General features: G+C 37.9%; 29 protein-coding genes. 13 read left to right on the forward strand and 16 right to left on the reverse strand.

All coding sequences use genetic code 11. The annotated features are described in order from the left end of the window. Positions 1-38 precede the first annotated feature (38 nt). The 5 genes from HNW13_RS18580 to HNW13_RS18600 all read left to right on the forward strand — a co-directional run bounded on the left by HNW13_RS18580 (position 39) and on the right by HNW13_RS18600 (position 3,650). Entirely contained in the window at positions 39-941 is a 903-nt protein-coding gene (locus tag HNW13_RS18580) for a hypothetical protein (protein WP_192114723.1), read from the forward strand. Between the two features lie 101 nt (positions 942-1,042). Further along, a complete protein-coding gene (locus HNW13_RS18585; protein ID WP_192114722.1) occupies positions 1,043-1,663 on the forward strand; it encodes a hypothetical protein in 621 nt (206 codons plus the stop codon). Positions 1,664-1,675: 12 nt separating this feature from the next. Further along, entirely contained in the window at positions 1,676-2,158 is a 483-nt protein-coding gene (locus tag HNW13_RS18590) for a hypothetical protein (protein WP_192114721.1), read from the forward strand. A gap of 404 nt (positions 2,159-2,562) precedes the next feature. Then, positions 2,563-2,976, forward strand: a complete 414-nt coding sequence (locus HNW13_RS18595) for an antitoxin Xre-like helix-turn-helix domain-containing protein (protein ID WP_192114720.1) — start codon at positions 2,563-2,565, stop codon at positions 2,974-2,976. A gap of 2 nt (positions 2,977-2,978) precedes the next feature. Beyond that, positions 2,979-3,650 carry an RES family NAD+ phosphorylase gene (locus HNW13_RS18600; protein ID WP_192114719.1) on the forward strand — a complete coding sequence of 224 codons (672 nt, stop codon included), beginning with the start codon at positions 2,979-2,981 and terminating at the stop codon, positions 3,648-3,650. Between the two features lie 56 nt (positions 3,651-3,706). On the opposite strand, the gene HNW13_RS18605 is transcribed toward HNW13_RS18600, so the two are convergent. From HNW13_RS18605 to HNW13_RS23680, 4 genes are all read right to left on the reverse strand, one after another. Next, a complete protein-coding gene (locus tag HNW13_RS18605; protein WP_192114718.1) occupies positions 3,707-3,988 on the reverse strand; it encodes a hypothetical protein in 282 nt (93 codons plus the stop codon). A gap of 90 nt (positions 3,989-4,078) precedes the next feature. Further along, positions 4,079-4,666 (reverse strand): hypothetical protein, encoded by a 588-nt coding sequence (locus HNW13_RS18610; RefSeq protein WP_192114717.1) that lies wholly within the window; start codon positions 4,664-4,666, stop codon positions 4,079-4,081. 68 nt (positions 4,667-4,734) lie between these two features. Further along, positions 4,735-5,142 (reverse strand): hypothetical protein, encoded by a 408-nt coding sequence (locus HNW13_RS18615; protein WP_192114716.1) that lies wholly within the window; start codon positions 5,140-5,142, stop codon positions 4,735-4,737. Positions 5,143-5,281: 139 nt separating this feature from the next. Beyond that, complete coding sequence (locus tag HNW13_RS23680; RefSeq protein ID WP_279575212.1) at positions 5,282-5,404, reverse strand: hypothetical protein; 123 nt, start codon at positions 5,402-5,404, stop codon at positions 5,282-5,284. 303 nt (positions 5,405-5,707) lie between these two features. Between HNW13_RS23680 and HNW13_RS18620 the strand changes: the two genes are divergently transcribed. Beyond that, positions 5,708-7,198: a hypothetical protein gene (locus HNW13_RS18620; protein ID WP_192114715.1), complete on the forward strand. Its 1,491-nt coding sequence runs from the start codon at positions 5,708-5,710 to the stop codon at positions 7,196-7,198. 66 nt (positions 7,199-7,264) lie between these two features. On the opposite strand, the gene HNW13_RS18625 is transcribed toward HNW13_RS18620, so the two are convergent. The 5 genes from HNW13_RS18625 to HNW13_RS18645 form a co-directional block, all read right to left on the reverse strand. Then, positions 7,265-8,392, reverse strand: coding sequence for a hypothetical protein (locus HNW13_RS18625; RefSeq protein ID WP_192114714.1), 1,128 nt, complete (start codon positions 8,390-8,392; stop codon positions 7,265-7,267). Positions 8,393-9,478: 1,086 nt separating this feature from the next. Beyond that, positions 9,479-9,853, reverse strand: a complete 375-nt coding sequence (locus HNW13_RS18630) for a hypothetical protein (RefSeq protein ID WP_192114713.1) — start codon at positions 9,851-9,853, stop codon at positions 9,479-9,481. A gap of 57 nt (positions 9,854-9,910) precedes the next feature. Next, the gene (locus HNW13_RS18635; protein WP_192114712.1) at positions 9,911-10,069 is read right to left on the reverse strand and encodes a hypothetical protein; all 159 of its coding nucleotides are present in this window, start codon (positions 10,067-10,069) and stop codon (positions 9,911-9,913) included. A 16-nt stretch (positions 10,070-10,085) separates the two neighbouring features. Next, the gene (locus tag HNW13_RS18640; protein WP_192114711.1) at positions 10,086-10,289 is read right to left on the reverse strand and encodes a hypothetical protein; all 204 of its coding nucleotides are present in this window, start codon (positions 10,287-10,289) and stop codon (positions 10,086-10,088) included. 42 nt (positions 10,290-10,331) lie between these two features. Continuing rightward, positions 10,332-12,002, reverse strand: coding sequence for a DUF4942 domain-containing protein (locus HNW13_RS18645; protein WP_192114710.1), 1,671 nt, complete (start codon positions 12,000-12,002; stop codon positions 10,332-10,334). A gap of 534 nt (positions 12,003-12,536) precedes the next feature. On the opposite strand from HNW13_RS18645, the gene HNW13_RS18650 reads away from it, so the two are divergent. The 4 genes from HNW13_RS18650 (at position 12,537) to HNW13_RS18665 (ending at position 14,487) form a co-directional block, all read left to right on the forward strand. Continuing rightward, positions 12,537-12,818, forward strand: a complete 282-nt coding sequence (locus HNW13_RS18650; protein WP_192114709.1) for a hypothetical protein — start codon at positions 12,537-12,539, stop codon at positions 12,816-12,818. Positions 12,819-12,925: 107 nt separating this feature from the next. Beyond that, the gene (locus HNW13_RS18655; RefSeq protein WP_192114708.1) at positions 12,926-13,486 is read left to right on the forward strand and encodes a hypothetical protein; all 561 of its coding nucleotides are present in this window, start codon (positions 12,926-12,928) and stop codon (positions 13,484-13,486) included. An 84-nt stretch (positions 13,487-13,570) separates the two neighbouring features. After that, the gene (locus HNW13_RS18660; protein ID WP_192114707.1) at positions 13,571-13,951 is read left to right on the forward strand and encodes a GNAT family N-acetyltransferase; all 381 of its coding nucleotides are present in this window, start codon (positions 13,571-13,573) and stop codon (positions 13,949-13,951) included. Positions 13,952-14,169: 218 nt separating this feature from the next. Further along, positions 14,170-14,487, forward strand: coding sequence for a helix-turn-helix domain-containing protein (locus HNW13_RS18665; RefSeq protein WP_192114706.1), 318 nt, complete (start codon positions 14,170-14,172; stop codon positions 14,485-14,487). 142 nt (positions 14,488-14,629) lie between these two features. Here the strand turns inward: HNW13_RS18665 and HNW13_RS18670 are convergent, their stop codons facing one another. Then, positions 14,630-14,827: a hypothetical protein gene (locus tag HNW13_RS18670; RefSeq protein WP_192114705.1), complete on the reverse strand. Its 198-nt coding sequence runs from the start codon at positions 14,825-14,827 to the stop codon at positions 14,630-14,632. A gap of 427 nt (positions 14,828-15,254) precedes the next feature. Here HNW13_RS18670 and HNW13_RS18675 point away from each other — a divergent pair, with 427 nt between their 5' ends. Then, positions 15,255-15,602 (forward strand): hypothetical protein, encoded by a 348-nt coding sequence (locus HNW13_RS18675; protein ID WP_192114704.1) that lies wholly within the window; start codon positions 15,255-15,257, stop codon positions 15,600-15,602. A gap of 70 nt (positions 15,603-15,672) precedes the next feature. Here the strand turns inward: HNW13_RS18675 and HNW13_RS18680 are convergent, their stop codons facing one another. From HNW13_RS18680 to HNW13_RS18705, 6 genes are all read right to left on the reverse strand, one after another. Beyond that, positions 15,673-16,059 (reverse strand): hypothetical protein, encoded by a 387-nt coding sequence (locus HNW13_RS18680; protein ID WP_192114703.1) that lies wholly within the window; start codon positions 16,057-16,059, stop codon positions 15,673-15,675. Between the two features lie 93 nt (positions 16,060-16,152). Further along, positions 16,153-16,920: an IS21-like element helper ATPase IstB gene (istB, locus tag HNW13_RS18685; RefSeq protein WP_192114610.1), complete on the reverse strand. Its 768-nt coding sequence runs from the start codon at positions 16,918-16,920 to the stop codon at positions 16,153-16,155. Next, positions 16,913-18,412, reverse strand: a complete 1,500-nt coding sequence (gene istA, locus HNW13_RS18690) for an IS21 family transposase (RefSeq protein WP_192114609.1) — start codon at positions 18,410-18,412, stop codon at positions 16,913-16,915. The genes istB and istA overlap by 8 nt, the downstream gene beginning before the upstream one ends. Positions 18,413-18,957: 545 nt before the next feature. Next, positions 18,958-19,563, reverse strand: coding sequence for a hypothetical protein (locus HNW13_RS18695; protein WP_192114702.1), 606 nt, complete (start codon positions 19,561-19,563; stop codon positions 18,958-18,960). Further along, entirely contained in the window at positions 19,553-20,506 is a 954-nt protein-coding gene (locus HNW13_RS18700) for a hypothetical protein (RefSeq protein ID WP_192114701.1), read from the reverse strand. The genes HNW13_RS18695 and HNW13_RS18700 overlap by 11 nt, the downstream gene beginning before the upstream one ends. Continuing rightward, positions 20,503-20,859 (reverse strand): hypothetical protein, encoded by a 357-nt coding sequence (locus HNW13_RS18705; RefSeq protein WP_192114700.1) that lies wholly within the window; start codon positions 20,857-20,859, stop codon positions 20,503-20,505. The genes HNW13_RS18700 and HNW13_RS18705 overlap by 4 nt, the downstream gene beginning before the upstream one ends. A gap of 530 nt (positions 20,860-21,389) precedes the next feature. Between HNW13_RS18705 and HNW13_RS18710 the strand changes: the two genes are divergently transcribed. Together HNW13_RS18710 and HNW13_RS18715 are read left to right on the forward strand one after the other, a co-directional pair. Further along, a complete protein-coding gene (locus tag HNW13_RS18710) occupies positions 21,390-21,731 on the forward strand; it encodes a hypothetical protein (RefSeq protein WP_123884658.1) in 342 nt (113 codons plus the stop codon). Positions 21,732-21,821: 90 nt separating this feature from the next. After that, positions 21,822-22,256 carry a DUF2057 family protein gene (locus HNW13_RS18715; protein ID WP_123884659.1) on the forward strand — a complete coding sequence of 145 codons (435 nt, stop codon included), beginning with the start codon at positions 21,822-21,824 and terminating at the stop codon, positions 22,254-22,256. Positions 22,257-22,325 lie beyond the last annotated feature (69 nt).

Below are 22,325 nucleotides of genomic sequence, written 5' to 3' on the forward strand. Positions count from 1 at the left end.
ATAATTAACCTCCATTACGCGAGGTTTTTTTGTATCTGATGAAAAAATATTTATTGCCACTTCAGCAACTAGAAGCACTGAATTTTGAACTAAACGATATCGCAAACACGCTGACCTCGCCGGTTATCATTGTGGGTGGCCAAAGCGTTAGTTACTGGTATACATTCTATGAGTCGAGCATTCCTGATTTCGACCTAGCTCCGCTTGCAAGTGTCGATATTGATTATATCGCCCAAAAAATCGATATAAATGCCATTGCTACGAAATGGAATGTTGATATTGAAATGGCGAGTGTTGACGATGCGCCTCCATCAGTAGCAGTTGCAATACTCAATGATAGATCCACTCACGAAATAAAAATTTTCGATGGCCAATACTTCTTAGACGTAGATGAATTAATTGAAGGCATTTCAATGCCAAATATCGTTGATTTCATCGATGCACCAGCAGGATTCCAGATAGAAGATGTCAAATTGGACCATATCCGCAAGTATCTAACAGTTCCCTATGAATTTTCAGCAAGCTTCGACATTGCACCGAATTCAAATATCTTGATCCTAAATCCAATTGGGTGCCTAAAAAGCCGCTTTGCCAATATGCTTCATACTAATAAACCTAAAACAATTGAACTCTTACGAATTGAAAGTTTGAAATACCCAATAATCTACTTTTTTCAGGATTTGCACGAAGATGGAGATTTTAGGAATGTCAGGCGGCATATTGCTGTGTTAAGTGAGATATTACTAAGCGAGACAGCTATTCAGTTGTTGACTGGTTTTGACGTCGATTTCAGAAATGTGTTCAATCATATTGTTACTACCGCGTCCGGGGGCCAAACTTATCATGAAAAAGATGCCCCAATTCTAATAGGCAAATTAAATGACCGATATGAGAAACGGTTAAAATCTCATATGGCATTTATAAATAGAAACAACAAATAAATATCAATTAAGGGTTGCAGGTTGACCCGATATAAGATATCTTCGTTTAATAATATTTACTGGTGAATGCGACCCACCAGCCACATTAAACGAGGTAATTCATGAACTTTCCTTTTTCATTAAAATGCGACTCCGACCAATCAAATGACCTTAATGGTTATGTCGACAACGGCGTTAGCTTGGGCTTATCTATCCACGTAGCTGGATATTCTGATCACACAAGCACCGATGATACCGGCACACCGGTTTACCTCGAACAATACAATGGTGAGCTAAGAGTCATTGTCTATGGTGATATCAATCAAGAAGACCCAACGCACGTTATCTCACTTGAAGGAGCCAAGGTTAGTGAAAGAAATGATCCATTATGTGCTGATGAAACTGTTATCAACGAAACTGACAAACCTATTCAGCACTCTATTCAACTACCCACCCCACAATATCTGAAACTCCGCACACAACTGGCCAACCTTCAATCAATTCTTGATATCAACATGTGTGACTATTTTGACTACTCAGATGCAGATGAATTACCAGAATGGGAGTGGATAGAGAAAAATTGCTCTTATGACAACCGCGATAATGGTGAGTCAGGTATTAATGATTACATCTTGAATGTGTCTAACGAGTTCGATGAAATTCCCCAAGGCTTTTTAACTGAATTGATAAATTTTGCGAATGAAAAGCAAATTGCCTACATCCTTTTCAACCAAGGCTGCTAATTGGGGTTCGTTATGATTATAAATATTGATTTAAATACTACCCCCGTTGTTCAAGATGGAATTAAAGCGGCAATTGCTAAAGTTCATCAATTAGCTGTTGATGCCGGTTATCAATCTGTACCACTCGGGTTCAATATAGACAGCACCTATTGTGATTGGCACGACATTTCTACAGCAGAGCTGGTGGACATTATCGACAGCACTTGTGGTAACTTTGGTCCTGTTACCTCAGATGTTTATCAATCGGTATGTGAATTCATCTGTGAGCAAGTTAGTGATTTATATGCGAAACTATCTGGGGTGATTGTAGTTCGTAAGCTTTATGCTAATACAAATGGCTCTTTAACCTATCTCGTACCCGAACAGCAATGGCAAGAGTGCTTATCTTTATACGAAGATAATGAAACAGTCATTAATCAACTTATTCATCAGTTGCAGGCCAAACTTGTCGATTTTCCATGTACTCCTGATATCACCATTAATATTGATCAATAAGGCCTTTGTATGTCTTTTACAAATAGAAGCGGTAAATTCGATTATACGGCGTTTGTTGGCTCGTTAGCAGACAACTGTAACCCTGGTGATATATTGTCGCCACGATGCTCTAGAGAAACGTATAACCATGGCAACCAAGACAACCTCGATACAGCAAACAAAAAACTAAGGTTTGCTTTTGAAACTAGATTGGCTAACCGAGGTGAATTTAAAAGGAAACGTTCAGATGCTGGTGGATATGAATATCTAAGGCTCTAATTCCTAGATTATCAAAACAGGCAAATTGCCTGTTTTTTTATATTTACTATTTAGCACTATACAATAGTCCTATATGGGACTATTATTGCTACATAGATAACTTTGGGACTGCCAATAATTAGTGGTTATTAATTAAAGAGGTGAATATGAGTGCAATCAAAGCAAGCCCAAATACAGTCGATTTCAGTAACCCTAAAGTCTCCGCAGCTGGCTTTAAAGCTGCTTGTAACATCTTGACTAAATGGGGTTGTAAGACTGACGAAATGCAAGCGATCATGCGGATTAGTAAATCTCGTTTCTTTGATTACAAGTCAGGAAAAAAAGAGGGATATTTATTAGACAAAGATCAGCTTACTCGGATCAGCTACATACTGAACATTCACGCGGCACTACGAGTGTTTTTCTCTAACCCAGAGAACGTTTACGGGTTTATGAATATGGTTAACAACAACCCATTTTTTTGTGGCCGTAAACCAATCGAAATCATCAAAGATGGTGACTTTATCAATATTTACGAGGTTTTTTGCCGCATTGATAGCATGAGAAGTGGAGGGCATTAATAATGAATTTTGATAATCATAAAGCTTATAGATTAGTTAATTCTAAATTTCCACCTATTGCCATCTTTGACGACGCGGCTGATCAAGACGATTTTGAGAGCCTATTTGCTATTCAAAGCCTTTCTAATCCACGGTTGCAGAATGAAGTTGGGAATATCACACTGATCCCTCAATCTGAAATCCCCTATGGCATTAAGGGCTGTTCTTATGCCACAGCATCGTTTACTCATATCAACAAAGATGGCACTCGTTTCTCAAATGCTGATTTTGGTTTGTTATATTTAGCTGATACATGGGACACGGCAATAGAGGAAACAAAACATCATACTCAGATCACGTTATCAAACATTCAGGATCTTCATTTTGATGTCATTGTAATGCGTGGGCTGGTTGCTAAGTTTAGTGGAAACCTCCATGACATTCGTGTGAACTGTCAGGATGAACTTGATAAATCACCACTGTATGACCTAAATGATTATTCATTACCACAAGCGTTTGGTGCTAAGGCCAGAGGAAAGCATGATGGACTTCTATATACATCCGTTCGTAACCCATTAGCTGACTGTTATGCACTGTTTTCACCTAAAAAAGTGCATGAGGTTATCCAGTCAAGGCATTACGAATATGTTTGGGATGGGAGCGCTGTTGACGTAAGACAAATAAAATCTGTTTAACAGGCTTGGTTGCAATCCAGCCAAGCCAATTTTATGTTTACTAGGGTATATCGTACTTACTTATTCATCATCTTTAAAAGCATTTTAAATAACCGCCAGGGATACGATGCCAGATAAGCAATTACCGCAATGATACTTATCACTGAAACAACAAGTGAACCAATGACGGGACCAAAAGATAAATATAAGTCCGACAAGGACGATCTCAAATCATCAAATGCCTCGAGATTATCACGATATCCTTTTGTATTACCTTTCTTATTCACTCTAAAATCAATATATTGTACGATGACTGAAGCAATCATCCCTATAAAATACAATTGTATAGCCCAATCCATAACATCCTCCTAAATCTTCATACAGACATAACAATGCTTTGTTACCTACATTCTGTCACTTTGTCTCATTGATCTAACATGAATCAGTTTTTAACGGGTGTATTTCAATCGAATTAGCATTTTGTTGTCGGTACTAATCTCAATACCTTCGGCCAAAAGCGTAAAATCCGATTCCAATTTGCTAAGGTATTCGATTAATGTCACTTGCTGCTCTTTTGATGATGATGCAACAAACATTGATAATGTACCAACTTTGCCGCTCGATTGTATGCTGTCGAATATTTCATCTTTTAAGACAAAGACGGTATTATTTTTGTGTTGTTCTGTTTTGTCATTATATGGCTCAATCTCAAACCCAGTTTGTTGATGAAGATCCATTAGTAATTCATGCCAGCTCGATTCAGCATCTGCTAGATAATTGTTATCTTCGATTATCCCCGCCAGATTGATTAACTGTTTTTCTAGGTCATGCTTCCCAGCACCAACAATCATGGACTTGATTTCTTTTTTGATGATTTTATTCTCAGGCCGCTTGAGTTGGGCCTTCAATCGCTTTAATACAAACGCGTTTCTGCCATCGGTAGTAACGTGCCTTGCGCTCTCCGATACGTGCAGATACAGACTGATTAAATTATTATGGCAGAACGCGACTACACAAGATTTATAACTATCGTTCATTTATTTCTCAAACAAGTTTTATACTAACGCCAATAATTAAGTACATAGTACAGCTTTTCTTGGGTAAATTAACTTAACTTAAAATCTTCAGATTTGTTCAATATGATGGCTAAACACACGGCTTTTTGCATCGAAAGGTCGGGTTGAACTGGATCATCAAAATCCTGCCTCTCAGTCACTCGGATTGGGTTCTTACCATCCAAAACATTATAACCCCAACCAATCACATCATAATGCTCAAAATCTCTCTCAACTTCGTGTTTAATCATGATGAAAATTAATTGGTTATTATCTGTAAGCGGATTGAAATAATAGTCATCACCATCCGTTACCATCACTCTAACAGACCCAGACTGCACATAGGTCGAAAGCCCTTCTATTTCGGCAATATATTTACAAATTTCAACGTCACTCAAAGCCATTACTTTGCTGTACATTAGAATGTCTTGTGTTTGGTCTTTCAATTTTACAGTCATCACATATTCCTTATAGAAAATTCAAATTAGATTAGTATTATAGCACTACAAATAGGAGCTACAAGTGGGTAGTTCATCTTTTATCGAATCTGTAGAAAAAAAGGAGCCAATAACGAAAGTAATGAAAAGCCGAACATAATTACTTACTGAACAAACCACATTTGGTCACTTCAACTTCATTCGTAACATCATCAATATTTACACATTCTTTAGTTAAATTTCTCATACTAATATCATCTGGTAGTCTATTTACTTCTTTCATTTGATCATTTTCCTATAAAGCATTTTACTGTTAAATTAAACGACATCAATAGCACGTTAACTATGTGCTTAAATCGATTTAACAATCCTTTCAATCATTATGTATCAGACAGAGCAATATAACCAATATTGACTTAACAGGTCTGTGATAAGTATACTGTTGCAGGGCGTTTAACTACCGTCCTGTGGCGCTGCAATTGCCCAAGCCAAATAGTTCACCATACTTGAAATACATTTCTGTCTCTCATACCGAGTCGATTTGAAAAGCAGCAAACATAGTAGACTCATAATTGGATACAGAAATATGAACTCTAAAACACTTGCCTTCTCTTTTGCTCACCTGCCTACTCTCAAACAACAGGCTTTCAACCTTCTTGATGTTTTGCGGCTGGTGGACATAACGACAAGCATACCAACCAAGGCCCGATGGCTTTCTATCTTTGCCCGCGCCCTAGGGTATAAGGATTGGGGAACCTTGCTGCATACTGCTAATGCTTATACTCATAACAGCAACACTAAAATATTTGTGCCTGAAAATTTAAGTAGCATTGCTGACTCAATTTATACCTCTCTAGGTGATGCAAACGTTCAAATAAATGATTTAATTGACGCAATTATCAGCATTGGCACCAATGAAGAAAAAATTAGCAATGATGTGAGTCCCGAATTTACGCTTATACCTCCGACTACATACATTCTCGAATTTGGCCCTAAATACGCTTACGAGCAACCATTGTTAGAATATATGTGGGCCTATGCTAGAAAGCAGACAGTTGATGATCTAGTTAAACAATATGCCTTTCATATGAAGCAAAAACGAGCAGGCTTATCAAAATCTGATATGAAAGCGCAATACCTGGATGTTTACCCGTCTTCCGGCGTAAAAGTTAAAGATTTATTGGATAGTTTGGTCCAGGGTGGGTACGTTGATATCAAAGATGAAAAAGTTAGCATTTCTGAGAGGGGTCGCAATTTTATAAGAGGTTACTTAACAGACGAATTCGGTGAAGAATGGAGTGATTGGTGGGTTAAGTTCACTAAGCTGTACTCAGAAATCCCTTTTAAAGTGATTTCAAATAAATGGGACCATTACATTAAGCTCTATTCTCTTGGTCTTAATCCGAAAGAAGCTGTGGAAAATCAATATTGGTCATCTTTTGAAAAGAGAATCGCCGAAGCATTTTCCAATCAGGCAAAAAAACAATTCAATACGGCTGAATTCCCACAGCATCAAACTCAACGATATTTTTTGTTCACACCACTCTTGTTTTTGAATAATCACAATGTCGGCCTAAAACTTAATGATATTGAGCTAACGTTTATTGGCCCCGATTGGGCGAATCCAACCGAATCTATTAACGTCGCCCGCTTTGTACCTAATAAACATTATGTTAGTGGCTATTGTGGTGACAAAGCACTCTCTAGAGGATGGCTGCAACTCATACCGGAAGATATAGCAGAATTCAAAGTCACTTACATTTGGACTAGTAAAAAAAATAACTTTAAGCGAACTGAACACACCGTCACATACAATCTATTTGATAGCCCTAATTCTGATAATTGGCTGTTTGGACCAAGAGTTAGTAATGAACATGTTACGAATGAGTATGCGTTCAGCAGTTTGAACACGTTAACTGATGGCAAAAAATTAAGTGAAGATGAAATGAGGAACCTTGATCGAGTTAAAGCTGGCATTCATTATTTAGACATAAACGCTGACAGAGTTTTGATAGATGAGCAAAAAAATCTAACAGCATCTAATCCATATTCGATATCAATGTTATACGACTTTTAAAGCAGGGATATGAATTAACTATGGAGTTAAGTGCTGCGCAATGCGGCACTTAACAAAAAAAATCACCTAAGATATCTCACCTTTTGGTAACGGCAGGATGAAAGAGGGGTCTAAACGCACTTTTTCCTCCATGATACGCAATCCCTTCTTCTTAGAATTAGCTCTCACTACTTCTTCAACAAACACTTCCGTTGGCGTCATTTCATAGTAATAATCAATATTACTGTTCATGGTTTGTTTTTTTGAATACGGAACGTTCGTAAACCATCCTGCTTTAACCAGTATTTCTAATGCAGCCCTAGTATCCCGCCTTTTAACCGGCATAGATAAATGGTTTTTACCAAATGCACCGAAAATTTCATTCACATATATTTTGCGAGTTACACCAGGAGTGGCATTGGTCCAATTGTTCGTTAAATAGTGATGGATAAATCTAGATAAAGGGGTGTCGTGAACATTAATCGATGCAAAAGGATACTGTCTGTAATTCACTTGTTGTATTTGTTCGATAATGTAGTCGCTGAAGGTAATTGAGCAGCGATCTCTTCCTCTACCGGTGCCACTGACCTCTAGAACTGCATCTGAGAAAATATCATGGGTTATCGTGATGCTTCGTGTGCCATCAACTTGAGATATTGTCGTGTTTGAATCCCTAATAACAATTAAGGCCTCTCGGATTACGTCATATGGCCTAGTTTTACCGATTTTCTGTAGCTGTGTTCTTATTTCATAGAGTGTGAAATGTATCCCATAGCGGTCTACGCCTCCGGGCATTTTAATTTTAGATAAGCCTCGATTACTTGCTATTAGAAACAGAATTTTTTCGATCAATTCTTCTCTGTCACCAGACCAGGCATAAAACTCTACAAGCTCGCCCTTTACCTTTCTTTCAATGACCGCCGGTTGGATTTTACAAATAAGCTCATTTTTACCGATACGATATCTATTTTCTATAATCAGTTTTTTACCGATTGTGGCCGATACAGCAACAACTGATCCATCACCACGCTTAAACCTTGGGATTAAATCGATTGAGCCTATGCTATTTGAATAGGGCGACCTTACGTACTTCCCTTTGACCAACTGTTTTTCAGGGGCGTCTACTAATGAAAATAGGTCTAATTGCTGTTGGCATACGTCTTCTATCTCTTCAAGATAGTAATCGGAACTAGGTTCTTCAGTTTGATCAGACATATGAACATCTCAGTAAAAAATAATATTCATATAACATAACAAATGCCATTTTGTATTGTTAGTACCCTATACAGATCTGATACTACCTATAACGGATCTTTTTATTCAACGATTTCTGATGTTTATCACTGTACTGATATATAGGGTATAAGGATTTATCTTTATATCTCTTATAAAGGTTAAATGTAAAAAGAAAGGGGAGTTTTAAATAAGAACAATTTATCAATAGGTTAAAGCGTATCTCGATCCATTCAAGGTACTAAAAAGGCCATATGTAGTTATTAAAGGTACTAAACTGATCTGTATTAGGAGCTAAGCAGATCTCATAAAGGCACTAAAAAAGATCTGTTCTAGGTACTATGTATTTTGCGGTGCAAATAGTTATCAACATACTTATCCACTAAAACATTAAAAAGATCTATTCTAGGCAGTATTAAATTGTTATTTATCAACAGATAAGGGTGACTGGTGTGCGCTAATCAATGCTGATATAGCTATATGATCGCCGCAGGGTAGTATTCCGATCATCACAAGGTATTAATGTTTCAGGTTATCCACAGCGCTTATAACTACTGATTTTCAATATTCAACAACCACATTCAACAACCACTTTTAGTACCTAAATAGCACAACATGTTTAAGTAGAATCAGTTTTAGTGCCTAAATTGCACAACATTTACTGCATGACTTTGGTTTTATCTTTTTACCAGGTGTTTTTAGTACCTAAACCCCACAACATTTATAAAATCACCACATTTTTAGTACCTAAACAGCACAACATCAATTTTTCCTCGCTATTTATTACTACCTAAATTGAGCAACATTAGTTATTAGTAACCGTTTAGTACCTAAATAGCACAACATTGGCCGTTAATAGGTTTTTAGTACCTAAACCGCACAACATTGAGTTAATTGGGCCTTTTTACTACCTAGATTGCACAAGAATGATGGATATTGACTGGATAATCAAATTACTCGAACTGTCGTCACGCACCGGTTTCGGTCAATGGATTTGTTAAAATGAAAAACCCTACATTCAATGATGAACCATGGCTTTAGATGGCTCTTATTAATGCATTTCTGTATTCAAGTTATCTCGCACTTTTCTATCAAAACGTTCTTGTCCATGTAGAAAAACAAATCGATATAAAATGATTCGGTTGTCACTTCACGAGTGCAATCACCACCAGCAAAAAGAAACTGCCAATATAAAACAATTTTACCAAATTGATCCCAAGTAGTTTCGTAGTCCCAAGCAACAAAAAATTCATGATAGCGCTTAACACAACCAGTATTAGTCGGGCTTTCCCACTCAACTGCTGCTATGAATATGTGCTGTTCAATAGCCTTAGTTGATTGCTTAAATGTAACTGAAAAGCATCCATACTCACTGGCTATTTGATAAAACAACAGCATGCCTTCCTTTTGCTTTGGTGTGGCCCATATAGGGATTGATATCATACTGACTCCTTATACTCCAAGTTTCATTGAGTGATTATATTTAATTCATGCTTTCTACTACGCTGCGAGAAGTTCATTCTCAATAATAAGTTGATTCTGTTGACGCATACCAGAGCGTGAGCCTCGACGATCCTTAGATGACTTTGGCACTTTGTGTTCTTTTGGTGAGTAAAAATAAAGATTACTGCCTTGTGTGTCATTTGTGTAAGGTTTCATGTTCAAGTATCCCACATTAATTAATTTGATTATTACGATCTATTTTTAGACCATGATTTAACCCATTTCGGTCTATTATTCGATTTATCGCTTCAACAGTCTTTTTTGTTTCAGCTATATAATCATCACAGTCAGCCCCTTCACAGAGACTTACTTTTTCTTCTACAGCACCATGAAGAAATTGGAACTCTTTTTCAGTGATATTGATGTATTTAGTCACAGTAGTTTCCTATTACGCTAATCCTACTTAGATAAAGTAACTTTAAAGTTTTGTTATTTCTACGATGCATACAGTGGCATTTGTGTTTTCAAATTGGTTGTAAAACATTGCTGACCATTGAACTTGATAGCCGTTCGCACTAAGTTGGTTTTTAAGTGACGGTGGAACAATGGCCACCAGCTTAGACCCTGATGTCTTGAGTAGTGTTAATGCCGTTTCAACGTGTAGTTTTGCGCGGCCTAAACTAAATGGCGGGTTCATCCCTATTTTGTCGAATTTTGGGGCCGTTGCTGCGTATTTAATAAAGTCCTCATTGATGACAGCATCAAACCCGATAGCGTCTAGAACGAGGCAATTCAAAGCTGATACTTCAACACAGACGACTGACTTACCAAGACCTTTCATACCACCAGCTATGCCAGCTTGCCCCGCTGATGGCTCTAAAAGCTCATCTGTTGGTTGTATATCTAAACGTTCAATGACTTCATTGGACATTTCGGTTTGAGTTGGGAAATATTGATATGATATATGGTCCGGCGCTTTACCTAAACGCACAATGTCATCTCTAATCGAAATGAAGTCGTAATCAAATTCCCAAGCTTGAGAGTGCTTGTTCGGTCTCATACCACCACAGCTAACCATAAAGACGTCTAATTGAGCATCCAAGGCCTTATTATCCAAGTGATACCGCATAGATACACAATTGTCTTTTGTTCCAATCACTCGTGGCTGGTAGCCGCTTCTATCCCATATTCTAGTTGGTTCAAGGTTTGCGAGTGCAGACAACAAATCATTGCTCAATAACTTCTGCGTTAAATCGAACTCTTGTTCCTTTTTAAAGCTAGCTTTACGACTTTTAAACTCTTCAGGGATAGCGTGTGGGTATAAAATCGACAGGATTTCATTTAAACGCCAAGCTAAATCAGGATGAATTTCAAAGTGGATAGTTTGCTTTTTAAACACCTTAAATTTGATGATGCCGCCATCCATCTCAAGCCATTTGCCGCTGTTATTTTTCCATGCACTTTCAATGATACTGCCTGTGTTCATATTGCGCATTGGGGTGATATGACGGCCCATAAAAGACGCCATAACCTGTCTTAAATCATCAATGGCTTCTTTCTTTGCCGATGATCCTATAATATTTTCCATGATAAATCGTTTGGTAAATCCAGCAGGATCATTGGTGACATGGACTTTTGAAAGACCTTTAAAAATACCATCTACTTTTTCGGCTAAATACTTATCACGGTTTAACAACAGTTCGATTATAGTGCTAACGACTGCATCTTGTTCGAACAATGGTACATCCCAGCCAGCAATATTATTTTTCCATTCAAGACGGGTGTCAGCGGTCATGTGGTCTAACACATCAGTAAGCGCTAAAGCTTTTGACCAATAATCAGCACTTAAGCCTTTAATGGCTGAATCAAAATTTGATACCGAACTATTCACATAGTTATTTGGTCCTGACTGGAGGTAGTGAAGGGCAAAGTTCGCATCGGGTGAACGTAAAGCCTCATAAACATTCTCGATACGTGCAGTATCATTTTGATAATTAATCAGTAGTTTTTTTATTGATTCAGGGTCTGTTTTTTTGAATAGACTTAAACCGGCAATTGTCATCGATGGAAATGCGATTTCTGTTGATGATGACGCTTGAAAATTATTAACTACGAAGTTTTCTGAATTAGATTCTGTAAGTTCAAACATGATTATTCTCAACCCTTAAATGATATTGTCAGTATACAGCTAAAAGGGAACTAATCAACTCTTAATTGATATTTTAGGCAATACTTTGATTATTTCATGTAGATGCTTTTAATGGTCAATTTGATCTAGTTCGATACGGAAGGGCTAGGTTTTTAGGGTCAATTAGTCACCCTGGAGAATGAGCCAATATTTACCTATGCATTATAAACCATCAATTCTGTAGAAAATGTGAGGATTTACAATGGTTCACATGTAAAAAGGCACCGCATAAATGCGGTGCCTTTTTACGTAAAGCTGAATTAACAGCGGTACATTGACAGGATTTACCCAAAACCAAGTCGCTAACACTTATCTGTAATCTGATAAGTATAGTGCAAATTTATATCATGAAATGGGTATTAGCAATAAAAAACCTATAGGAATAGAAAAAATGTTGTTTACACAACCCTCAATTGATATTAATATGGTGTTGTTCTGTAGTAACTTAGCACGCATCACTGATTGCGACCCAGTGTTTATTTAAACGAGGTATACATGGCATTTTTCAATATGCTAGATCCGGATCAACAAGCAAATATTTCATCTCTAATTCTATCCAAGGCCAGTGCTGAGCATGAGCAGGCTTACCAAGACAATGTGCGCAAAGCCACCAGCAAAACCAAAATAAAGAAGTGTGCAGGTTGTTATATAGGTCAATGGCAGAGACTGCATCAAATGTGGATTGATTTAAAAGTCCCGAATCTGTTTGTTTACCACTGCTTGCAAGTCGATTCTGTCGAAAATGACCCGTTTGGTGTCGAATTTACCGAGTGCTAATCAGTGCCTTACTGGAGCGGTACTATTAAGTGCAGCTCATCTTCTATTTTGAGGGCAACAGCATGTGTATTGCTGGTGGCCCTATGATTGTGTGAAAGGTAGATCCCATGACAACTTCGTTTTCATCCATAATTGCAGATATATTTTGCCAACATCAAGACAATACTCGAATGCTTATTAAGTATTTAATTAGAAATGTCCGTGTATTGGAAAATGAGTATGGAAAAGACGCCATCACAAAAGAATTAGCTACTTACTACCCGTTTTATGAAAATGACAGTAACAAGCTATTAAGATCCTATTTATGCAATAAATACGAAATATGCCATAAGGGATCAACATTTCAAGCCCTAGAGCAACTGTTTGAGAACAACGGCATATTAGTTTTTCAGATTTGTGAAGCCTGGGTAAAAGTCGTTCATCCCAACAACAAGCAAAACAACGCCACACACCCAATTCAAGTTAGCAAATGGGCTCTTGAGATAGGTGTAACTGGTGATGCCTATTACGCATCATTGGAGAGTGCACTAAAAGAAGAGTCGCTTATCTGCGAAAAACCCATCATAGATGAAAATATCCTATCCCGATTAGAGGAAATTCTCGTTTTAGCTGAGTGTGATTTTCAAGAACGCTTCAAGTCCCATACTGGGGCATACAGATTACAATAAACCTTTAATTGATATTAATTATATTAAAGCACGAAATTATAGTGCTATAATATATGTAGAATCAGCAATCAAGAGGTAGTTAGCATGGAAGTGGGTTATGAAGATATTTATTCAGTTAAGCCTTATTTTGACATTGAAACTAGTAGCCGCGACAGTATTAAAATCGCGCTATTACATCTGATGTATGTACCTCCAGAGTTGAGAGGGCAAGGTAGGGCGAAATCTCTTTTTAATGAACTGCTAGCGGAACTGCCGAAGGAAGTTGAATACATTCGACTTAAGTCAGCGCCTCTAGGCACAGGTTGCACAATGAAGTTTTGGCAGTCACTAGGCTTCACTCCAGCGTATACTAACTGTTACTCAAAGGACGAGGGCAAGATATTGCATCTAGCCGTAAACGGCTTCTCTTTGCCTGCTGTTGAAGCACTATCATCAGGTGATGAGCGACATTATATTTTCGATTGAAATTGCTTCTACCCCGCGAATCCACCAGCTCCTGAATAGGAGCTTTTTATTGCCTAAATTATTGTAGTAGTCAATATCATCAGGCACCGGCAAACAATGCCTTATAAAACTTCATCAATGGCCCGCAGATTTACAGCACAGTTAAGAAGTGCTATTTTATATCAATAAACATATAAAATTGATGTTAAATCCTTTAATAAGCTAAAAATGAGAATTAAATGAGCAGCGAGTTACTTAATGAAAAGCCCAAAGGTAATGCCTCTGTAAGCTATTATCGACGCTTGCTGGTGGCTTATCTAATTGAGCAAGATATTAACTCAGTACCCAAAATCATGGCTGCTACAGGCTTCCCACGAAGAACCATTCAGGAAATCATTGTATCCCTTTCTGATATGGACATAATCGTAGAGTTTGTCGGAGCGAGGAAGAACGGTCATTACGTCATCCATGATTGGGCTGGCATAAACCGCAATTGGGTTTCTGAGAATATGGATATGATTTGCAATGATAGACTAGGGATCACGTTAGTATTGTGATCTTTTAAATACTCACTCGTTATGCAGCAAACACAAGCCATACAAACAATAAAACACCCTATAGATAATATAAGGTGTTTTTTTGTTTGAGTAGATCATGGTTAGTTTATAACGGCACAACAGGACCTTTAGGGGTAATAGGTTAAACAGAGTAAACGAACTTTGACAGGGCTACCTTCGAAGCATTTTCAATTGGTATCAGCATTTCTATAATCGCTAACTTCTGCTCGTGGGTAAAATCATTTCGAAGCATTAAATCCATTACAACCTGCCCATGTACAACCAGCAACTGATTAACAGATTCACTGGCATCATCGACCATCGTGCTTATGTGTTTCATTGTTGGTTCCGAAATTTGATTGTTAGATTATGCATAAAAAGCAGGCTTTTCTGTATTTTGTTGCTTGCAGATAACCACGATTTTATAAGCGAAGATTATTAGGAGTATTGAAATAATTAAGTCGCAAATGACGAAGGGGAATGGTGCGGCCATCATGCTTGGCAAGTTCAAAGTATTTACTATAACTGACGAGAAAACTTCATTTAAACAGGCGCAAATGACAATGATTTTCCATTGTGTGTAACCCAGTAATGCCGCGATGTAATTTGTGATTATTTGAATGTTCATGCCAGGCCTTGTTAGTTGATGACAAAGCAATAATGACATAATAATAATTATATATCAATTAAGAGTTGTGTTATTATTCAATTAATTTATAATTAACTTATTGAAACGATTGATTACACGAAGACTCAAGAGGTTACCTATGTCAGCTTATCAAGTTCATTCATCTGCTACACAATTCAACCATTTGCTTACTAGCGAGAAAACAGCAGCATTACTTGTTCAACGACTTGGGTTGGATAAAGCTCATAAACTTCTCGTTAAGGTCGGTGGCCATATGCAGAAGCGTGCTGATAAATTTAATAATGAGAGAACGTGGTTTGATTTTACATTTCAACCTATGGGTGTTGCACACAAGCGCGAGTTACAACTGGTGCACATGCTTAAACTTGGGATCATCTTCAATGATACTTTCAACACTCCTTATGCCGCAAAACAGCGTAACCTTGCTCGCAGAGCAAAACAGCGAGCAGATAGACAAGCGGCATAAACCCAGTCCAACCATCCAATAAAAAGGGCTCAAGCAATTAACACTGCTTGAGCCCTTTTTTGTAACTAAACTAGCACTGGTCATCAAAACTTAGCAGGGTAGTCATTATGTCAGTATTGAATAATGCACCACCTTTCGAACTTTCAGAATAATAGACGTTAAACAAGTCGCCTTGTTTAATATCCATACTGATCACAATCCGTCTAATTGTACCTATACCGGTAACGTCAATGTCAACCAGCCTAGAATTCACATCAGATAGGTGATGTGATAACTCAAACTTAATCACTTCATCAGAAAACCAATCGTTAACGGCATCGAATACAGATAAACCATCTTCTAATGCTCTGTCTGTGTATTCTGGTGGCACTTCTGCATGACTGTCAAAAAGGGTAATTAAGTTATGCACTCGGTCGTAATATTTTTGTTCTACATTGGCGCATGTATTCGTTTGCATAGTCCAGCCTTACTTATTGAGTTGATAAAACGTGAGAACGGCATCAGATGGTTTTGACGCATGTTAGACGTCAACTAGCTTGTCCTATGCGCGTCAATTAAGTTGGCCGCTTTTGTCGTTTAATTTCATAGCTTGTTTTTTACGGTAACTATCTCCTTCAAGTCGGTAAATTTCAGCATGATGCACCAGCCTGTCTATCACAGCTACCGTCATCATATTGTCGCCAAAGATACTGTCCCAGTCACTAAATACCTGGTTCGTCGTTATCACCAAGCTATTGCGCTCATATCGATGTGCGATGAGTTCAAATAGAACCTGACTTTCACTGTCGCTCTTTTTTACATAGCCAATGTCATCCAAAATCAGTAGCTCATATTTATCGAGTTTTTTAAGCGCATCTTCTAGTCCTAAACCTTGTCGCGCTTTCTGTAGATGCTGCACCATGGCGGTTCCTGTTGTGAATTTAACTCGAACAGATTGCTCTATAAGGGCATAGCCTAACGCGGCGGCTAGGTGTGTTTTCCCCAGACCGCTTGCACCAAATAACAGTATGTTGTGGCCTTGCCTCAACCACCCGAGCTCACTGGCTTTATGCTTGATTTGAACGGCACTAATCCCTGTCACTTCACTAAAATCGTACTGTGATAGTTGTTTCCCTATGGGTAATTGGCTGTCTTTCAGTAAGCGCTTTAGGCGTATTTCTTGTCGGTGTGAGGCCTCTATTTCACATAACTGAGCGAGAAATAGCTCAGGCCCCCATTGCTCCTTCACCGCTTTTAGCGCGATATCAGGCCAAGCTTTTGCTATCGCGGGTAATCGTAACTCTTGTAATAATATAGGTAAGCTCAGTGGGTTAGCCATTGCGCCCTCCTAACAGTACGTCGTAACTTGAAACGCTATGTTGTTGACGATTAATCATGGGGGTAAATAGCGTATCAGGCCTGAAAACGCGTCGACATTCATCTATCGTTACCGCTTTTCCTGCTTCAAATGCGCTGAGAACGAAGCGGCCCAATGCAGCCTCACAATCATAGTTGGCAGCGATGACCAGTAAATCGACCATATAATGACAATCTGTATCAGTCACACCATCACGGGTGAGTGCCTGCCATAACTGCCAAAAATCGCCTTTAGGTATAAGGTCGTCTCTAAGTTGTGATGCTTTAAACGCATTGCGCTTCTTAGCCAATGCGTGGATAAGGTGCTGATAGTCTATTGAGCGGCCACGTGCTGCGCCTTGCGTGTGTATTCGCGCTAAGGTTAATGTGATTTCATGTCCATAGAAGAGGACGATGCGGTCATCATAAATGTGCGCCAGTAAGGTCACGCCAATGAGCCGTGATGGCACGGAATACGTCACACGCTTAATGGAAATCGTGCTGCTGGATGTCACTTTGACGTACTGCTCACAAAAGTCATTCGTTCGACGGACGGGTAAGGCGGACAAGTACGCGCACTCCTCAATGTAACGCGTGTGACATTGACGATTTATTTTAGCGACGATGGCATCGATGAATGCTCGGTATTGCTTTAAATCCAGGAAGTCACGGCTTTCGCGCAATAGCAATTGCTGCGCTATCTTTCGCTTTAGATGCCCATTAGGGCCTTCAATTGCGCCATTTTCATGGGCTATACCTTTATTGTTTCGAGTGGCTTTTACACCGTAATGCTGACATAACTTGGTGTAGCGCTCTGTGAGGACTTCTGCTTGTGTGTGGTTTTTAAAGGCAGCGCTTAAGCTATCTGTGCGGTGGGTTTTGGGTACACCCCCACTTTGCCAAAAGGCATTCTGCAGCCCGGATGACAATGACTCAAAGCTTTCGCCACCCAAGATGACTTCGACGTAAGTCCAGCCACTGAAAACCAAGCGGTAATGATAAAGTTTGTGTTTAAATGCACTGCCAGCGAGGGTGATATTCAATTCATTAGCCCAAGTGTAATCGGAAATCCCCATCGCTCCAGGTGTATGCTGTTGCCTGAAAATCACCTCTTTTTCTGGTCCGTATTTGACTCGCCATGTCTTGATACGGCGTTGTAAAGTCCTAAGTTGCGCGCGATCAAATTGCCCCGGTGCGATTTCTTCGAGTTTTTCAAATAATGTAATGGGTTGTAATGTGGGTTCTTTTTCAAGCAGTGGGACAATATGTTGTTCAAAAAGACCATTAAACGGATCTTTTCGAGTAGCGTATTGACGCGGTAATGGAGGGGGGTTGTGCTGCCCTGAATCAATACGTCTGGCTGTGCGGGATGAAAATCCTGCTTTAGCCGCTGCAGATGATTGAGTCTGTTTAGGTTGATTACGATAAGACATATATAGGTTAACCTGTGATTGATTTATGGTTTTTCCAGGCATATAAATCTCTCAATAATTATGTATGCCTAGAGCTTACCAAAACCGGACAAGCTAGTTGTCGCGAACCGGCCAAGTTAATTGTCGCCTAATATACGTTTTACAAATAGTTTGGGTAGTGTTCAAATTTCTGTGTCATTTCTTTAAGCTATACCAAAAAGAGATGATTTATGACCACACTTACTTTTGATATCAATGCTGCTATTCAAGCGCTACGTGAAGGTAAAGACCTAACACAGAATTATGAACAGCCTCATTAAGCGCTCCGCACAGGACGGTTCATTTAGAACACCTAACCTTAACTTTCTGTTTAGCTTTTTGTTATGAGAGTGAACTGCGATCCATCATTCAGTGAACATAAACCTGCTTTATTAAGATAGTAAGCAATGGTAATGTGAATCGTATAGTTTAGAAACTAAGCACTACAAAGGTGGGGAACAGTATCAATTGCTACAATGGTTGATAGCTGTAATTTAGTTAACTTGCATCAGACCATCTGTCTCCCCCTCTGGTGAACACTTACAATATAGATACTAGAAGATAGTGAACTAGTTAATTGGCTCAATAAAGTCAAAGTATATATAAGAGAACAACCTAACTAGTATGCAAATAAAAAACCAAATCCATGCACTAGTAACTAGTGCATGCGCCATCTTTATACATGTAACGGCTTCATTTGTAAGTTCATAATTTTTACGTAAATTACACAGTAACTGTTTAGCTAGATATATTTCCAGTTTTTTTGTACTTCTCGAATAAATTAATACCTTCCAATCTAATTGATAGAATGATGATACCTGTAATGCTTTATGAGACCACATAGCACATCTGCTTAAAGTGATGATTGATAATGACAACGAACAGAATATTATAACATTTGAAACTATTGGTCTTTCACCACTAATTATTAAAGGTGTTAATGAGAGTAGCGTTGCGATTAATGCAGTAGAAATAGCAATATAGATTCCTGCTTTACTATCTGTAGTTGAACGCCGATTTTGTTCTTGGTCGTACAGGCGTCTAGATTCATCCAATACAACTGTCCTGGCAGATTTTGATTTGAAGTTTTTAATTTTACAAATATCTTCATTAACTTTATCAGTAATGTTGTTATTGTTTCTTGTAAGTGTGGGCCAAAACAGATCAGTGTCCATCGTTATTCTCATTGATTTTTAATAATTCATCAACGATGGTCGAAGCTATTGGTAGTTTGGTTTGGTTTTCTATCCAAGCCCACTGACCATTTGGGTTAATTTCTAAAAACCAATAGTTGTTATTTTTGTCACAAATTAAATCTATGGCTCCGAACTTTAAACCCAACATTTTAACTAACTCAATACATTTATCTTTAATGTTAGAAGGTATGTCTATATGTTCATGAACTAAGTTAATGTTACCACCTTTGCGCCAGTCAACTTCAGTCTCAGTATTTTCTTGTGACCATATAGCTACAGGAAACACCTTCGGACCTACAACTGTAACCCTTACATCAAATCTCTTGATTATCTCTTGCTGAAAAATCGATGGTGCAAAAGAAATAGACGCTTCATGTTCTTGGGTGATTTTAGGTATTCGACTTGTAAATACAACTTTTTCATCATAACCACTTATAAGTGCTTGACGTAAGGGTTTTGCTATAAGGTTTTCATTTGGAGTTCTAGATATAATATGACTAAAGTTATTACTTATAATACTTTGAGGTATGTTAAAACCAATTTTATTAGCTAATAAAAGTTGTCTTGGTTTATCTTCTGCTAAAGAAATATTTATTGGGGAACTAAACCATTTTCTGTCAAGTCTAGAATAGATGCTTTTTAAGAAAGCTAACCACTCCATTTGTACGTATTCTTGTTCTTCATTTTTTAATGACTTAAGCCTGCAAATAGGTGCGCTTGGCCTCCTAAAATAGGCTGAACTCACCGACTCCCCCTCAATATTACCGATATTCCAATCATCTAACGATTTGTAGCCAATCGAGCATTTATGATCTGAAATGGTTTCTGTATTAAGTCTATAGTATGGGACTTTTCTATCCTGCAGCTCTCTGACGATATAATCAGTTGTGAGATCTCGCTGATTTGTTACTAAGAGAATCATACTATGTCCATACAACTAGAGCTATCATCTGACTCTTGAATGACGTCAGTTTTAGTTAGTAATTCGCTTAGATGACACAGTTTGCTATCCATATCATCACTTTCGACGTTTACTTTGGTTTTCGTTAGCATTTCTAAGCAAAATGACTCATCATCTTGTTCTACTCGAACATTAGTTTTTGTTAAAAGCTCTGCGTTTCTGGCATCAACAATATTAATGATAGGCGTGTTAGATTCATCTTCGACCCACATGTGTAATTGGTCACAATAATGCCCGCCTAGGGATGGTGCAGAAGATGCAACTCGTTGCGTCGCATAATTAAGTATAAATGGCTTAATCTGTTCTATTTGCATACCTCAATCCTTTGGTCGGTTTTACTGAGTAGTATAAATATTGTATCTTTCCTCACACTGTCTAGATGTTATCACAAAAAATGAGTACAGGCATAAACCCAATTGAAACGGTGACTTGTAAGTAAAGTTGCTTTGTAACTGGTTAATATCGTTTTGGAGTAACTTCGGAAGTTTAAACTTTCGTCTGTACTTAATTGGTTCTCGTATTCCGAAAGTAGCATCGCAGAAGGTAGCTTTAGCGGTGTGTCAGTTTGCCATACATCTCCTCATGCAAATTGTTACTTAAAGAGCTTTAACTCTAAACCGTTTCTGTCCAAAAGTGTGTTTGAAAGTGATCAAACTTTAATATGGTCGTACACTTATCAAGCTATGATTTCATGTTATGCTTGGTAAGGATCGTCGAATAGTTTAATAGTTGAAATAGATAATAAGTTGAATATTTTAATAGACCTAGGATTGTGACTTATGTCATGGAATTTGATTCTAAAATTTGCTAATGTCAATCACAGAATTCAACTGGATACAATTGCATGACTAAGATTTTGTTAAATTTAGCAGTTATATTGGCATTAATAACACAGTTATTAATGCCCAATAATGCTATGTCTAGCGAAATGTCCGAATCAAGTATGCAAACTAGCTCTATGTCACATTCAGTTATGATGGACAATGATTGTGATGATACCGATAACTGTTGTCCCGAAGATTCAAGCCACTGTATTAGCCATTGCCATGCAGTCGCTAATGCATTTGTTTTGTTATCAGATTCAAATTTAGTTAATGATCTATTCACAAGTTCTAAAGTTAACTCGACTTTATGGATATCAACTCCGGCTTCGCTTGGAAGTCAAAATCCCCCTCCAATTGCTTAATTCTTTATTTTAATTAACCACCTATATTAATTTATAAAGATTTTTTTTGCTCGTTTACTTATGAGCATCATAAAGCATCTGGAGTTTCTCATGAAAAAATTTATCGCAATTACACTTTTATCTGCTGTCAGTTCTATGTCTATGGCCGCCACTATTTCATTGCCGGACTATTTAGTATTTACATCGATTGATGGGCAGCCAACTGAACGGTCGAGCACAATTGATATCAAACAAGGACAACATTTAGTCGAATTACGTTTTTTTGAAGTATTCACTGCGGGAGCAGATGATACAAACTTTGTTAAGTCAGACTCATTATATTGGAGTTTAAATTTAACAAATGATGAAGATATTCAGGTTAGTACAAAGGATATTTTATCTACGAAAAATGCAAAAAGCTTTATTTCATCTCCAGTCATAACTCTTAATAGTGCAAGTATGAGTAATGAAACTGTCACCTTAGTAAATCACGAAGAATTGATGGCTATTATCATGAAGCAACATAGAAAAATGATGAGTCATTAGCACCACTGTGAGGGTGCTATTAATCTGCACCCTCAATTTATAAATAGACTACTAAAAAGTGGACGAGTC

Source organism: Shewanella sp. BF02_Schw, from assembly GCF_014596695.2.
Classification (GTDB): domain Bacteria; phylum Pseudomonadota; class Gammaproteobacteria; order Enterobacterales; family Shewanellaceae; genus Shewanella.